The sequence below is a fragment of the Coleofasciculus sp. D1-CHI-01 genome, from assembly GCF_040218875.1.
Classification (GTDB): domain Bacteria; phylum Cyanobacteriota; class Cyanobacteriia; order Cyanobacteriales; family Coleofasciculaceae; genus Coleofasciculus.
Genome location: NZ_JAVJQP010000145.1, coordinates 1 through 14,941, shown reverse-complemented (window position 1 = coordinate 14,941; position 14,941 = coordinate 1). Strand labels below are relative to the sequence as shown.

At 45.3% G+C, this 14,941-nt stretch carries 12 protein-coding genes; 11 read left to right on the top strand and 1 reads right to left on the bottom strand.

What is annotated here, in order from left to right; genetic code table 11:
- The coding region (locus RIB93_RS25535) for a hypothetical protein (protein ID WP_446376926.1) at positions 1–300 on the bottom strand (300 nt) is incomplete at its 3' end.
- A gap of 172 nt (positions 301–472) precedes the next feature.
- On the opposite strand from RIB93_RS25535, the gene pyk reads away from it, so the two are divergent.
- The 11 genes from pyk to RIB93_RS25480 all read left to right on the top strand — a co-directional run bounded on the left by pyk (position 473) and on the right by RIB93_RS25480 (position 14,623).
- A complete protein-coding gene (gene pyk / locus RIB93_RS25530; protein WP_446376932.1) occupies positions 473–1,900 on the top strand; it encodes a pyruvate kinase in 1,428 nt (475 codons plus the stop codon).
- Positions 1,901–2,334: 434 nt separating this feature from the next.
- On the top strand, positions 2,335–3,465 hold the full coding sequence (locus tag RIB93_RS25525; RefSeq protein WP_446376924.1) for a glycosyltransferase family 2 protein: 1,131 nt from the start codon (positions 2,335–2,337) through the stop codon (positions 3,463–3,465).
- Positions 3,466–3,508: 43 nt separating this feature from the next.
- Positions 3,509–4,969 (top strand): NAD(P)/FAD-dependent oxidoreductase, encoded by a 1,461-nt coding sequence (locus RIB93_RS25520; protein WP_446376930.1) that lies wholly within the window; start codon positions 3,509–3,511, stop codon positions 4,967–4,969.
- Between the two features lie 261 nt (positions 4,970–5,230).
- The gene (locus RIB93_RS25515; RefSeq protein ID WP_446376928.1) at positions 5,231–6,154 is read left to right on the top strand and encodes a glycosyltransferase; all 924 of its coding nucleotides are present in this window, start codon (positions 5,231–5,233) and stop codon (positions 6,152–6,154) included.
- A gap of 80 nt (positions 6,155–6,234) precedes the next feature.
- Positions 6,235–7,518, top strand: a complete 1,284-nt coding sequence (locus RIB93_RS25510) for a glycosyltransferase (RefSeq protein ID WP_446376922.1) — start codon at positions 6,235–6,237, stop codon at positions 7,516–7,518.
- A gap of 58 nt (positions 7,519–7,576) precedes the next feature.
- Positions 7,577–8,614, top strand: coding sequence for a glycosyltransferase family 2 protein (locus RIB93_RS25505; protein WP_446376920.1), 1,038 nt, complete (start codon positions 7,577–7,579; stop codon positions 8,612–8,614).
- A gap of 26 nt (positions 8,615–8,640) precedes the next feature.
- The gene (locus tag RIB93_RS25500; protein WP_446376918.1) at positions 8,641–9,561 is read left to right on the top strand and encodes a glycosyltransferase; all 921 of its coding nucleotides are present in this window, start codon (positions 8,641–8,643) and stop codon (positions 9,559–9,561) included.
- Positions 9,562–9,705: 144 nt separating this feature from the next.
- Positions 9,706–10,608 carry an ABC transporter permease gene (locus RIB93_RS25495; RefSeq protein WP_446376916.1) on the top strand — a complete coding sequence of 301 codons (903 nt, stop codon included), beginning with the start codon at positions 9,706–9,708 and terminating at the stop codon, positions 10,606–10,608.
- 35 nt (positions 10,609–10,643) lie between these two features.
- Positions 10,644–11,933: an ABC transporter ATP-binding protein gene (locus RIB93_RS25490; RefSeq protein WP_446376914.1), complete on the top strand. Its 1,290-nt coding sequence runs from the start codon at positions 10,644–10,646 to the stop codon at positions 11,931–11,933.
- Between the two features lie 193 nt (positions 11,934–12,126).
- Positions 12,127–13,020 carry a glycosyltransferase family 2 protein gene (locus RIB93_RS25485; RefSeq protein ID WP_446376912.1) on the top strand — a complete coding sequence of 298 codons (894 nt, stop codon included), beginning with the start codon at positions 12,127–12,129 and terminating at the stop codon, positions 13,018–13,020.
- A 64-nt stretch (positions 13,021–13,084) separates the two neighbouring features.
- The gene (locus RIB93_RS25480) at positions 13,085–14,623 is read left to right on the top strand and encodes a GMC oxidoreductase (RefSeq protein ID WP_446376910.1); all 1,539 of its coding nucleotides are present in this window, start codon (positions 13,085–13,087) and stop codon (positions 14,621–14,623) included.
- Positions 14,624–14,941 lie beyond the last annotated feature (318 nt).

The window sequence follows — 14,941 nt, the reverse complement described above, 5'->3', positions numbered from 1 at the left end:
GAAATTCTCCCCCATCTCCCTCATCTCCCTCATCTCCCTCATCTCCCCCATCTCCCTCATCTCCCTCATCTCCCTCATCTCCCCCATCTCCCTCATCTCCCTCATCTCCCCCATCTCCCTCATCTCCCTCATCTCCCTCATTTCCCCCATCTCCCTCATTTCCCCCATCTCCCTGATCTCCCTCATCTCCCTCATTTCCCCCATCTCCCTCATCTCCCCCATCTCCCTCATTTCCCCCATCTCCCCCATCTTCCCTATCTTCCCCATCTTCCCCATCTCCCCATCACCCCATCTCCCCATCACCCCCTTTTCCAGAAAGTTGATCTATTCTTCATGACAGGTGTTCTCCCGCGCCATCCCGGATCACAAATCATCCGGTTAGGCGGACGTTCGATTGGTAGGGGTGTGTAGACCCTGAAAATTAAACGCTAGAGAGAACATCTGTTCTATTACCGTTATGACCCAGTATCTTATGCGTCGCACTAAAATTATCTGTACCATTGGACCCGCTACCGCCTCACCTGAACGCCTTGATGCCTTAATCGAAGCGGGGATGGATGTGTCACGGTTAAACTTTTCCCACGGTTCCCATGAGTTTCACGGACAGACGATTCAGCAACTCCGAGCAATTAGTAGCCAACATCGCAAACCCCTCGCCCTGCTGCAAGATTTATGCGGACCGAAAATTCGTTTGGGAAAACTGCCTCCCGATGGGATTAAGGTGAAAACGGGTGATGAAGTAACCTTTGTGTTAAACGAGGAAGGCAACAATCCGGATGAGATTCCCTTGCCCATTCCCACCCTGTTTGCTATGGTGCGCGTGGGTGAACCGATTTCAATTAATGATGGTCGAGTCAAGCTGATAGTCACGGAACGGGATACAGATAGCATTCGCGCATTGGTGAAAATTGGTGGACTCCTGTCCTCCAAAAAGGGGGTTAACTTACCTGAAACCTATTTACCCGTTACCTCCGTCACCGAAAAAGACATGACCGATTTACGTTTTGGACTGCAATCGGGGATTGACTGGGTGGCGGTGTCTTTTGTGAGAAGCGCCAGTGATTTAGAACCCGTGCGGCGGATGATTGAAGCCGCAGGCGCTAAAACCCGTGTGATTGCCAAAATTGAAAAACGGGAAGCGGTGGAAAACTTAGAGGAAATCCTCCATACTGCGGATGGAATTATGATTGCTCGCGGTGACTTGGGAGTTGAGACGCCATTGGATCGGGTACCCTTAATCCAAAAAGAAATTACTCGTCGCTGCAACCAAGCAGGTAAACCTGTGATTACAGCCACCCAGATGCTAGAGTCAATGATCAACGCTCCTGATCCAACTCGCGCTGAAGCCACAGATGTCGCCAACTCAATTTTAGATGGGACGGATGCGGTAATGCTTTCGGGTGAAACCGCCGTGGGAGAATATCCCATCGCCGCCGTGGAAATGATGAACAATATAGCTATCCAGACAGAAAAAGCCCTAGCCGAAGGATTGCAACCCTCGTCTGAGTTTCCCAGTTGCAGTATTAGCACCACCGAATCTGTAGCCGAAGCCGCTTGTCATATTGCTAGTCAATTAGGCGCACGGGGAATTATGTGCAACACCTCATCCGGCGGTTCCGCCCGATTGGTGTCTAAGTATCGCCCCAAAACCCCAATTATTGCGTTTACGCCAGAAGAAAGTACCTATCGTCAGTTGGCTTTGTCTTGGGGAGTGCAACCTTATCTGATTCCCCCGGTACACAATGCTGAACAGATGTTAACTAATGTGGTGAATGCAGCCGTGGAGATGGAGTTAGCCGAATACGGAGACAAGGTGGTGATTACCTCCGGTGTTCCCATTGGTACGCCAGGAACCACGAGTTTGATCAAAGTCCACAAGATTGGACAGGCGATCGCGTAAAATGTCATCGGTCATTGGTCATTAGTCATTCGTCTTGTGTCATGTAGGGGCGACCCGCTTACATTAATTCGCAACGGTAGTCCATTGAATCGGATCGGGTCGCCCTCTGCTCAAAGGTTCATTGTTTATTTTGAACCGTCTTATAAATTATTTTAATTTTTATTTCTGTATCAGACGTTACATTCGAGCAACCTTCACAAAAACTTCATACAATCACCCCAAATACGCGAATTTCGTGAAGATTCCGTAAAGAAAATCCATAAGAGCGATCGCTCACCCTAAAGCTTGATTAAGATTTAAGAAGTATATCTTGAGGATTTCTGGTATATCACTTGACCCGAGTACCAGAAAAACAGTCTATCTGACCCCAGATGGATGCTGTCAGCAAAGCTAACCATTAAGCTAGCCCCAACAACCCCATGACTAGGAGCCAGATGACACATTCTACCGCAGCACCGACAATTTCGGTAATTATCCCTGTGTATAACGGTGGTGAAGCCTTTCGTCGTTGCCTTGTCAGTTTGGCGCAAGCCTCACCCCAGCCCTTGGAAGTAATTGTCGTCGCTGACGGCGATACTGACGGCTCTTGGCAGTTAGCTCAAGATTTTGGTGCTAAGGTGATTCGAGTTCCAACTTCTGGCGGACCAGCGAAAGCTCGTAACTTAGGCGCTAAAGCAGCCAGTGGTGATATTCTTTTCTTCGTCGATGCCGATGTCGAAGTGCATGATAACACCATCGGTAAAGTCGCGACAACCTTCCACCAGGAAACTGAACTCGCCGCCCTAATTGGCTCCTACGATGATCAGCCGGGGGCACCTAATTTCTTATCTCAGTATAAAAATTTATTCCATCACTACACCCACCAAACCGGATCAGAAGACGCTTCAACCTTCTGGGGTGCCTGTGGTGCAATCCGGCGGGATATTTTCTTAGCAATTGGCGGCTTTGATGAGAGTTATCGCCTCCCTTGTGTAGAAGATATTGAATTAGGCAATCGGCTGAAAAGCAAAGGGTATCAAATTGGCTTACGAAAAACCATCCAAGTCAAACATCTGAAATGCTGGAGAACCTACTCCCTGCTGAGAGCGGATATATTTTATCGAGCAATCCCTTGGACAGCGATCATATTACGCGATCGCGAAATGGTCAATGACTTAAATCTCAACCTATCCAACCGCATCAGTGTAGTCTTGGTGTATACCTTATTAGCGGCACTAATCGCCGTTTGGTGGGTATCGGCTGCATGGGTTGGCATCGCGGGATTGAGTTTGGCGCTATTGGCAATCAACGCCTCCGTCTATCAATTCTTTTATCAAAAACGCGGTTTCCTCTTCGCCTTGCAAACCGTACCCTGGCACTGGCTATACTATTTTTATAGCGGATTAGCCTTTGCGATCGGGCTGGTTCGTCACCATTGGCAAACTTATCAACCAACTATCCCAACCTGGAAAACATTACCCTGGGGCGACTTGTTAGCGATTGAGAAACGGATCTTTGCGTCAATTTCTCGTGAATTAGTCGGTGCCTCAATTCTCGTTTCTTTGGTAATTGGCAATTCTTTCTAGTCCTCTACATCTCGAAGATAATAAAGCATTAGGAGGCAAATCCTTGACCCATCATCCAGTGGTAATTATTGGAGGCGGTCCTGCTGGCTTGACGGCGGGTTACGAACTACTCAAACGGGGAATTAAACCCATTGTTCTGGAAAAAGCAGATAAAGTGGGTGGGATTTCCCGCACCGAAACCTACAAAGACTATCGCTTTGACATTGGCGGTCATCGCTTTTTCACCAAGGTGGGCGAAGTCGATCAGTTTTGGTACGAAATTCTAGAAGACGAATTTATCCAAGTCCCGCGTCTGTCCCGGATTTATTATCAGGGCAAGTTTTACAACTATCCTCTGTCTCTGTTCAACGCCCTATCCAATCTTGGCATCATCCAAAGTTGCTTAATTCTATTGAGTTACTTAAGGGCAAAACTCAGAGCTAAGTTAAACCCAGATTTTGAACCTGAGACTTTTGAGGAGTGGGTAATTGACTGCTTTGGGCGTCGCCTCTATAGAATCTTCTTCAAGACTTACACCGAAAAAGTTTGGGGGATTCCTTGTAGCCAAATTCGCGCAGACTGGGCAGCACAGCGTATTCAAGGCATGTCTCTCAAACGAGCGGTGATCAATGCCGTTTTCAAAAGTCAAAATGCCAAAAGCTTAATTAAGGAATTTAAATATCCGGTTTTAGGACCGGGAATGATGTGGGAACGGTGTCAGGAAAAGCTAGAAAATCAAGGCGCTCCCGTTCATCTGCATACAACCGTGACTCGCATCGAACGGGAAGGGACTCGAATTAAGAGCATCACGGCAAAACAAGGGGATGAAACACTCCAATTCACAGGCGATCATTTCATTTCTAGTATGCCTGTAACTGCCCTGCTGTATCGACTCGACCCCCCGCCCCCTGACCATGTATTAGAAGCGGCAAAGGGTCTCAAGTATCGGGATTTTCTGATTGTCTCACTGATTGTAAATCAGCCCGATCTATTTCCCGACAACTGGATTTACATCCATAGCCCAGAATTCCAAGTGGGACGCATTCAAAACTTCAAGAATTGGAGTCCAGCAATGGTGCCTGATCCGAGTAAAACCTGCTTGGGGATGGAATATTTTTGCAGCGAAGGTGATCCACTTTGGGAATTGTCGGATGTAGAACTGATTGAGTTAGCCAGTCGTGAGGCGATTAATCTAAATATAGGGGTTAACGAGGGTGATGTTGAAGACGGCGTGGTTATCCGTCAACATAAAGCTTACCCTGTTTATGACGGCGAATACCGTAAACATCTTCAAGTCATTCAAGAGTACATCCAGACCTTTGAAAATCTGCAAACCGTGGGTCGGAACGGTATGCATCGATACAACAATCAAGACCACTCCATGCTGACAGCGATGCTAGCCGTCAAAAACATTCTCGGCGAAAATCACGATTTGTGGAATGTCAATGTGGAGCGATCTTACCACGAGGAGTTTACTACAGAGGAGTCGCCCAAAAAGTCACAGCGAGAGCTTGTGGCAAAGTAAATAAACTGCTTCTGTGTCAATGAAAAATTAGCAGGTAGGCGTCTGGAGGGTTATTCAAGGGGGTGTAGGGTGTCTTGCTTTTCACGCCATCTGGTGCAACGAAGGGAGGTAAGTGTTGAGTGTGTAGGGGCGGGTTTCACTACTATCTTTTCGGTTGCTCCCAGATGCAACTAAACCCGCCCCGGCGCAGGTTTCTAGACTATAAACCGCCTGTCCCTAATGAGTTCGTTGATAACAAATTACCGCTTTCTCGCCAAGGAAATGGAATCTCATTCTCATCCATTTGTGTCCGTCATCATTCCCGTCTATAATGACGCCGAGCGTCTGAAACTTTGTTTAGAGGCTCTGGAAAATCAGACTTATCCGAAAACAGGATATGAAGTGATTGTTGTCGATAATGCATCAGATGAAGCAGCAGATATTAAAGGGGTAGTTGCTCAATTTGGTCAAGCGATTGCGGCTTATGAAAACACGCCGGGTTCTTATGCGGCTCGGAACAAAGGGATATCCTTGGCGAAAGGTGAGGTGATTGCTTTTACCGATGCTGACTGTATTCCCGATGCAAATTGGTTGGAATCAGGACTCCATCGTTTACTGAATGTACCTAATTGTGGCTTAGTGGCGGGTTGTGTGGAACTCTTTTTTCAAGATCCCCAGCAAGCGACTCCAGTTGAGCTGTACGAGAGTATTACGGCTTTCCCTCAACAGCGACTTCTAGAACAGTATCAAGGAGCAGCAACTGCTAATTTGTTTACGTTTCGCCGCATCTTTGATCAGGTGGGACTGTTTAATGCTAGCCTCCGATCTAATGGTGATATCGATTGGGGAAAGCGAGTTTATGCGGCGGGTTACCAGCAAGTTTATGCTGATGATGTGTGTGTCGCACATCCGGCTCGCCGCACGTTTAAGCAACTTTACACCCGTACAGCACGATTAGCCGGAGGAATTTACAACCGTTTCATTCTACCTGAGCATTCTTTTATCCAACGCAATAAGACGTTTGCACGACTCCTAGTCGAAGATTTGATTCCCCCGATTAACTTTATTATTAGCGCCTTTCGCGATTCTCGTTTGACGAATTGGAATCAACGATTTACCGTGTGCTGGGTATTTTTAGGCGTTCGATCAATCAGCGCGTTAGAAAAAATTCGCCTTAAACTGGGTGGTGTTCCTAACCGGGGATAATTCGTCATTGTTGTATTGAGCAGGGGGATAAGCCTATTCTAAATATTCAACTCTTGGAAACCCTGAATTATGGCATCGGTATGAGAATCGCATTTATTGTCTGTCAATTCCCACTTCTCTCAGAGACTTTTATTTTAAACCAGATCACCGGCTTGATTGATCGAGGTCATGAGGTTGATATTTATGCCGATCATCTGGAAAACACCGTAAAAGTACATCCCGATGTCGAAACGTATCGATTATTAGAACGAACCTATCAGCTTATTCCAGTTCCTGATAATCTGATTTGGCGGGTTTTCAAGGGTATCGGATTATTTGTTGTTAATTTTTGTAAATCGCCTCGATTATTACTGAAATCTCTAAATATTAGCCAATATGGACTACAAGCCGCTAGTTTATGGTTAATGTATTCTGCCATCTCCTTGATCAATAAGCAACCGTATGACATTATCCATTGTCAATTTGGGACGCAAGGCTATCGAGGAATGTTTTTCAAAAATGTTTTACAGCCAACGCCAAAGCTGATTGTCATGTTTCGAGGTCATGATATTAGCCGATATGTCCAAGAGCAGGGCGATCGCGTCTATGATGAGATGTTTAAATCCGGCGATTTTTTTCTGGCAAACTGCGAGTTTTTTCGGCAGCGCGTGATTCAGTTAGGTGGCAATCCTGAACAAACGGCGGTTCATCGTTCTGGCTTAGATTGCCGTAAATTTAAGTTTATTCCCCGTCAGTTAAACGCTGGCGGAATCATTCGTATTGCTACAACAGGACGTTTGGTGGAGAAGAAGGGAATTGAGTACGCCATCCGTGCCGTAGCTCAACAGGCTCAGGTTTATCCTAAACTAGAATACAAAATTATTGGAGATGGTGTCCTAAAGGAACACTTGCAAACAGTTATTCAAGAGCTTAATGCCGAATCATTCATCAAGTTAGTGGGTTGGAAAAACGAGCAAGAAATCATTGAAATTTTAGAACAATCTCACATCTTTATCGCTCCTAGCATCACCGCTCAAGATGGGAATCAGGATGCACCCATTAATGTCCTCAAGGAAGCGATGGCAATGGGATTACCAGTAATTAGCACCTATCATGGTGGTATCCCTGAACTCGTTGAAGATGGCGTTTCTGGCTTTTTAGTCCCTGAGTGTGATGCCGAAGCATTAGCCGAAAAGCTAGGATATTTGATTGAACACCCGGAGCGCTGGATAGAGATGGGACAGGCGGGACGCGCTTATGTCGAGCAACACTATGATATTCATCAATTAAATGACAAGCTGGTGCAGCTTTATCAGCGACTCTTAGAAACAGATGATTTAGCCGTGCGATCGCAACCCGCCCTCATGGAACCTAGCCATCCCTGATCACCCCAAAAAAGTAAGCTTATCAGACCAATAATTTCAGTCAAGATAGGAGTGAATTATGACCGAACCCATTGTCACCATCGTTGTTGTCCCGCGTGAGCGATTTAGCTGCGCTCCTCGATCTCTCGAAAGCATTTACGACTATACCCAGATCCCGTTCAAACTGGTGTATGTTGATGGCAATTCACCCGCTCATATTCGCCACTACTTAGAGACAAAAGCCGCAGAAAAACAGTTCACGCTGATTCGCAAAGACTACTATCTCTATCCCAATCAAGCCAGAAATATAGGCTTGGCAGAAGTTGATACACCCTATCTTGTCTTTGTTGACAACGACGTAATTGTCACAGCCGGTTGGCTGCAAGCGCTGATCAATTGTGCCCAAGAGACAGGTGCAGCCGTAGTGGGACCTCTGATGTGTCAATACGAACCCCTCCATGAAGAAATTCACTTTGCTGGAGGCGAATCTCATATTTGGGTTGATAAAACTGGACGACGGCGTCTGCGTGAAAAAATGTATAGCCAAGGCAAATCCGTCAAAGAAAATCAGTCGCAGCTACAGCGCCAAGAAACAGAATTGGCTGAATTTCATTGCGTTCTCGTCCGCAAATCCATCTTCGATAAAATTGGACAACTGGATGAGCAAATGCTGAATACCAAAGAGCATTTAGACTTTTGTATGAGTGTGCGAGACGTTGGAGGTTCCGTCTACTTTGAGCCAGCGTGTGTGGTTACCTACGTACCGGGTTCTCCCTCGGAGTGGAGTGATTTGCATTACTATATGCTGCGCTGGAGTGACGATTGGACATTGGCGAGTCTCAACCGCCTGCGAGAAAAGTGGAATTTAGCAGAAGATAGTTACTTTACCACTAAATACAAAAAACTGGGCTGGCGACGCAAAATGAGTATCGTTGCTCCGATTATTTTCCGGTTAACCTTTGGACTCTATAGCCCTAAGTTAGAGAAGGTGCTGATGTGGTTCGATCATCGCCTGAATCGCTATTTGACCACCCGTCATGCCCAGGAACAAAAACGGCAGCAGCAGTTGACTACTCCGCCTGGTCAAAATTTAGTCTCAAGTCCGGCTAATCGCTAACCACTCACTACTACCTAGGTAGATACATGAAACAACCGTTTTTATTCTCAGTCATTATCCCCAGCTATAATCGCCCAAAGCAACTTACGGCTTGCCTGGAATCTCTGACTCAGCTTGACTATCCACGCGATCGCTTTGAAGTGATTGTGGTTGACGATGGCAGTGACAGCCCCCTGGACACAGTGGTGGCTCCCTTTAAAGACTCACTCAACTTAAGGCTGATTCGACAGAACAACGCAGGTCCTGCAGCAGCACGTAACCATGCGGCTCAACAGGCAAGTGGAAGATATCTTGCCTTCACCGATGATGACTGTAAACCGGCGGCGGACTGGTTACAGGTTTTGGAACACTGCTTTATGACAACGCCTGATCGGATTGTAGGTGGACAGACCCAGAATGCACTACCTAATAATGTTTACTCAACCATAAGCCAAAATATCGTCAGCGTGGTATACGCACACTATAACGCCATTGCTGACCAAGCCCGCTTCTTTGCCTCCAACAACATGGTTGTGCCTGCCGAGCGCTTTCGGGAGCTGGGCGGGTTTGAAGAAAGCTTCACCACCTCAGAAGATCGGGAATTGTGCGATCGCTGGTTGCATCAGGGCTATCAGATGACCTATGCACCTGAAGTCGTCATTTATCATGCTCATCCGATGACGCTGCGGAGCTTCTGGAAGCAGCATTTTAGCTACGGACAGGGAGCCTTTCGCTTTCATCAGACAAGGGCGGAGAAAGGCTGGGGAAATTTCCAGATTGAAGGGAACTATTATCTTAATCTTCTCCGCTATCCCTTTGAAAATGGGCAGGGAAAACAAGGACTGGTGCTAACAGCCGTCTTATTCGTATCCCAGGTGGCAAATGCGGCAGGTTTCTTTTGGGAAATGATTCAGTCAAAAAGAACATCCCAGTTCGATTCAAAAGCCGAAAATTTTAAATTTGAGTAATCCGGATTACCGCCGATTTTTCGTTACCCTAACCCCTACTAAGGCACAACCCATCCCTAAAATCAATGCTCAAAACCTCAGCAACTAGAAATGCATTATACCACATAAAATCATTCATTGGATAGATATTTTTGATAAATAGAAATGAAAAACCTATCTAACGGGAAGACAAAAATAGCCAATACATTAGGGAGACAAAAATTACTGCTTGATGTAACTTATACTCCTGAAAGCTTACTTAGACATCCCCGACAACTGTTTAGGCAGATGTGGTATGACTTACTGGCTTCTCGCGAGTTAGCGTGGCGGCTAATGGTACGGGATATCAGCGCTAAGTACCGTCAGTCAGTCTTGGGAATTGCTTGGGCATTTATTCCTCCCATCGCCATGGCAGTGGGATTTACCCTGGCAAGTGAAGCCAACATTGTCAATGTCGGTAAAACCGATTTTCCTTATCCTGCCTATGTCATGTTCAGTACTGCCTTGTGGCAAACCTTTGTTGAATCGTTGAATGGTCCAGTCGAGGCGGTAATCAAGGCAAAGCCAATGCTTGCCCGTGTAAAATTTCCCCGTGAAGCGGTTATCTTAGCTAAAGTTGGAGAGGTTTTCTTTAACTTTATGATTAAATTGGTTTTGATTATCGGGCTATTTATTTGGTATCGCATTTCCGTGGGTTGGACATTAATCATAGCTCCAGTTGCTCTTATTCATTTAATTATGCTGGGTACTCTTGTCGGGACATTACTGTCTCCCTTAGGAGTGCTTTACCAAGATGTGCAAAAGGGATTAACAATGGTGACAGGCTTCTGGCTGTTTCTCACCCCAGTTGTCTATTCCGTTCCTGAGTCAGGCTTATTTGGTTTTTTCGTTCAACTCAATCCGGTTACTCCCTTATTGGTAACCACACGAGAGTTAGCCACAACTGGCATTATTTCCGAACCCGTCAGCTTTTGGGTCGTCAGTGTCTTGACCTGGATTGGTTTGTTTCTCACCTGGATTGCTTTCCGGATTGCGCTTCCGTATGTTATTGAAAGGGTAAGCTCATAACCAGCCCTCATATTTTATTATCTGGTAATTTTTTAATGAATAGAACAATTAGTGAAAGTACTGATAAAGATATTGCCAATAAACATGGCGACAGTAATGTTGTTATCTCTGTAGATGGGGTTTCTAAGAAGTTTTGTCGCGACTTAAAGCGCTCTTTATTTTATGGTGTGCAAGATATTACCACCGATTTAGTCGGGGGACGGCGCAAGAGTGAAGTGTTACGTACCCAGGAGTTTTGGGCGTTAAACAATGTTAGTTTTCAACTACGGCGAGGCGAGGCGCTGGGCTTAGTCGGCGCTAATGGTGCAGGAAAAAGTACACTACTTCGCATTATTAGTGGTTTAATTAAACCCGATTCGGGTTCGGTAAGAGTTAGGGGTAGGGTAGCACCCCTGATTGCCCTTGGTGCAGGATTTAATCCGATTCTAACGGGACGAGAAAATATTTATGCCAATATGTCAATTTTGGGGTTATCAACTCAAGAAATTAAGGAAAAATTTGATGATGTTGTAGAATTTGCCGAGATTCACGATGCTATTGATGCACCTGTGCAAACCTATAGTTCAGGTATGGCAGCACGATTAGGGTTTGCCTGTGCTATTCATATTGAACCCGAAATTTTATTAATTGACGAAGTACTAGCGGTGGGTGATATTCAATTTAAAATGAAATGCCATCATCGCTTGGCACAGTTGCAAGAAAATGGAACGGCTTTCATACTTGTTTCTCATAATCCATATAATATTTTAAATGTTTGCGAATCGGCTATTTATTTAAAACGAGGTAATCTGGTTCGTAGCGATGAAGCTGAAGCCGTAATTCAGCACTATGAAGCCGATCTTTGTTTAGCCGGAACGAGTCCAATGTCAGGCTTAATCGTTTTACCCGAAAAGTCAGAAACTAAAAGTCTGGGACTAGATATAATCTCGATTTGTTTTAAAAATGAGCAGGATCAGCTTTTGGAAACGCTCAGAACAGGGGAGCCTGCTTATTTATGCTTGACCTGCAAAGCTTCTCGGTTTCTAGATAATGTGAATGTGGGTATCGTAATTACATCATTATCGGGTGGCGATCAACGAGTATTATCAATTACTTCAGATCTTGATAATGAGTGTTTAGAAATTTATCCCGGCAAGGTTGAAATTCACATGCAAATGCCTTATTGTGGTTTAATACCTGGAAAATACAATGCTAAAGTTTATATAAGAAGAGGAGTGATGTCTCTTGATAAATATAAATCATTTCGATTTGCTGTAGAACCCAGCAAAACAACAAGCCGATGTTTATTTTATCAACCGAGGACTTGGCAAGTAGTCAAAAAGTAAGGTATCGAAAGTAAATTCCCTTAAAGGTAAAATTTTAGCAATCAATATGGAATGGAAAAGCCAAGTGTGAAAGCAAAAATCAAACAATTAATAACACCGATAAAACCAAATATCTTTATTTATGCATTCTCTAAAAAGGAGACGATAAATTGGTTAAAATTAAAACTTTTTTTAAATACTAAACCCTGCTGTTATGAGTTCTCCCTTAGTTAGTATTGTCATTCCCACACGCGATCGCCCCCAGTTGCTTCCCTATGCTGTAAAAAGTGCATTAGCACAAACGCAACCAGATATTGAAGTGATCGTTGTCGATGATGGCTCTCTAAAGCCTGTAGAGTTATCCCCTGATCCTCGACTAAAAATTATTAACTTGAAAACCTCTAGAGGAGGTGCAGCCGCACGGAATGTGGGAACTGAGATGGCTAGAGGAAAATGGATTACTTATTTGGACGATGATGATTGTTTGTTACCGCACATGGTAGAAGTTTCTCTCGACGCTTTAACCAAAACAACCCATCCATCTCCAGTCGGTGTTATTTCCGGAATTGAGGTGGTTAACTTAAATCGGGACGTCCTAACCAAACGTCTACCTCCACCGATTCGTCTCAAAGGGTGTCATTTCTCTCTAGAAAATCTGGAACCCGGTAAGACCTATACTACTAAACAAACATTAGTCGTTGAGCGGGAAGTGATTAATCAAATTGGCGGATGGGACGAATCGTTTCGCTCTCGCGTCCACACGGAGTTATTCTTACGACTTAATGTGGTTTGCACAATTATCGGTCTACCCGTTGTTACCTACCAGCTACTTCGGGATCAGCAGGCTAGAGTGTCTCGCGACCCGAACCTCCGTCAAGAAAGTTTTTATCGCCTGATTGAAAAACATCATGATATCTTTAAAGCCCATCCCAAAATGTTTTCTGAATTTGTCTATCAGCAAGCGTTGACATCTTATGAAATGGGACAAGAAAAAGCGGCGCTCAACCATTTTATCTGGGCGTTAGAACTTCATCCGACTCATATTTTAGGGTTAAGTCTTAGGACGAGTTTAGCTCGATTGACTCATCCGCTAAAGGTTCCTGTTTGACGCGATCGCGTCTCTCTTAGCGTTTTGTGCAACGAATTTTTATTGAAAAAAGAATGGAGGTTTTATGATTACCGATATCCTGGAAATGGGTGAGCAAACGAAACTACAAGCACAGGTGATTGTGATTGGTTCCGGGATTGCAGGCTCTGAGGTGGCAACCTACCTAGCACGTCATGGTCGAGAGGTAGTGCTTCTAGAAAGTGGACGCCACCAGTTCGATCCCTCGATTCAGGCATTAAATGATGTAACATTTCTGGCTAAACGCCATCGCGAGTTAAATCCCAACTCTTATTACCATCGCTACCTTCCACCTGAATTACGCGGAGTCAGTCGCGTGCGTCAGTTTGGTGGCACGAGTAACGTTTGGACAGGGAAATGGAAATATCTGCAACCCTCTGATTTCGAGGGTAGACCTTGGGTGGCTAACAGCGGTTGGCCCATCAGCTATACTGATCTCTTGGAACACTACCGCTCAGCCGCAAAAGATTATGGTTTCGGGGACTTGGAAGCAGAAGCCGTTCGTCCTGAAATTGTAGAACTTCGCGCCAAGATTGCCGCAGGTGGTTTAAAAATGAGCAGCTTCTATTGGGAGCAGACACCGACACGCACAGCAGTGCGCTTTGGTGAACAGATGCGTCGCTCGCCCAACTTACACGTTATCTTAGGTGCGACTGCAACTGAATTAAAACTCGATGCTTCCTGTCAACGGGTAAGTGCTGTTGTTTGTCGTTCCCTTGAAGGCAGAGAACTGATCGTTGAAGGTAAAGTCATCATCCTGGCGACTGGTGCTTTTGAATCCGCACGCCTCCTCCTCGCCTCTAACCGCCAACTTCCTCATGGAATCGGCAATGAGCATGACCTCGTCGGTCGCTTTTATACTGACCATCCTAAACACCATACCGGATCTCTACGCCCCAGTCATCTGGTTCGAGAATATGCCCACGAGTTGCAATACGCTCCCAAGCCACGTTTCTGTATCTGTTTTGCTCTAGATGATGCAACTCAGCAAGAGCATGAGCTGCTTGAGCATGTCCTCTATCTGAAACCACTCTATACAAAGGGAATCGGGCGACTGCGGCGAAGGTTCTGGAGTCGTTCGGCTTGCCGAGATGGGAACGGCATTGTCTCCGCCTATCGAGTTAAGTTTGTCACTGAGCAGGTTCCGCATAAAGGCAGTCGCGTTAAGCTGGGAAGCGAACTTGACCCACTCGGTCAGCGCAAGCTGGAGGTTGATTGGTGCTTCACCGACCAAGATCAGCGTTCGATGGCGAAGACTCTGGAACTTTTAACACAGGGGTTTGTAGCCGTTGGGTTGGGAACCTTTGACTTTGGAAATGATCCGCCCAGTTTAGAGAACATGACCGATGCTGCTCACCAAATGGGTACTACCCGTATGGCGAGTAGACCCGAAGAGGGAGTCGTTGACCTAAACTGTCGAGTGTTTGGGACTGATAATCTCTATGTAGCCAGTTCAGCCGTGTTTCCCACTGGACCTTCCTACTCCCCTACATTTACAATCCTGGCACTCGCCCGCCGTCTTGGTCAGCATTTGCTAGAGATGACATCAAAACCTGAGGAAAGGAATAGAGCTGTAATTGGCTGATTTGACGATGAATACTCAGTCTGTCCATTTTGGACATGACACCGTTAAATTCTAGTTTATAAATAACAGCAAAAAGCCCTCTAATCTATGATTTGATATGGAAGATCAGACAATTACAGAACCAGGAGATGCAAGCAAGTCTAACCCCCTACAAGCTTTACGACTGATAAAAATTTTCGGCTCTTTTAGACTAGCTATGATAAAATACTAAAAAATAATCTCCATAATCCTTGCTACGCAAGAATCATGGAGATTAAAAAAAGCAATTCTAATAAAACAGGCTTTTGATTCTGTTAGAGCCTTTGCTACTTAAGGGTT

Bases quoted from the DNA above. Each gene is read 5' to 3' on its own strand.
- pyk (WP_446376932.1), top strand. From the start codon at position 473: ATGCGTCGCACTAAAATTATCTGTACCATTGGACCCGCTACCGCCTCA.
- RIB93_RS25525 (WP_446376924.1), top strand. From the start codon at position 2,335: ATGACACATTCTACCGCAGCACCGACAATTTCGGTAATTATCCCTGTG.
- RIB93_RS25515 (WP_446376928.1), top strand. From the start codon at position 5,231: ATGGAATCTCATTCTCATCCATTTGTGTCCGTCATCATTCCCGTCTAT.
- RIB93_RS25510 (WP_446376922.1), top strand. From the start codon at position 6,235: ATGAGAATCGCATTTATTGTCTGTCAATTCCCACTTCTCTCAGAGACT.
- RIB93_RS25505 (WP_446376920.1), top strand. From the start codon at position 7,577: ATGACCGAACCCATTGTCACCATCGTTGTTGTCCCGCGTGAGCGATTT.
- RIB93_RS25500 (WP_446376918.1), top strand. From the start codon at position 8,641: ATGAAACAACCGTTTTTATTCTCAGTCATTATCCCCAGCTATAATCGC.
- RIB93_RS25495 (WP_446376916.1), top strand. From the start codon at position 9,706: ATGAAAAACCTATCTAACGGGAAGACAAAAATAGCCAATACATTAGGG.
- RIB93_RS25490 (WP_446376914.1), top strand. From the start codon at position 10,644: ATGAATAGAACAATTAGTGAAAGTACTGATAAAGATATTGCCAATAAA.
- RIB93_RS25485 (WP_446376912.1), top strand. From the start codon at position 12,127: ATGAGTTCTCCCTTAGTTAGTATTGTCATTCCCACACGCGATCGCCCC.
- RIB93_RS25480 (WP_446376910.1), top strand. From the start codon at position 13,085: ATGATTACCGATATCCTGGAAATGGGTGAGCAAACGAAACTACAAGCA.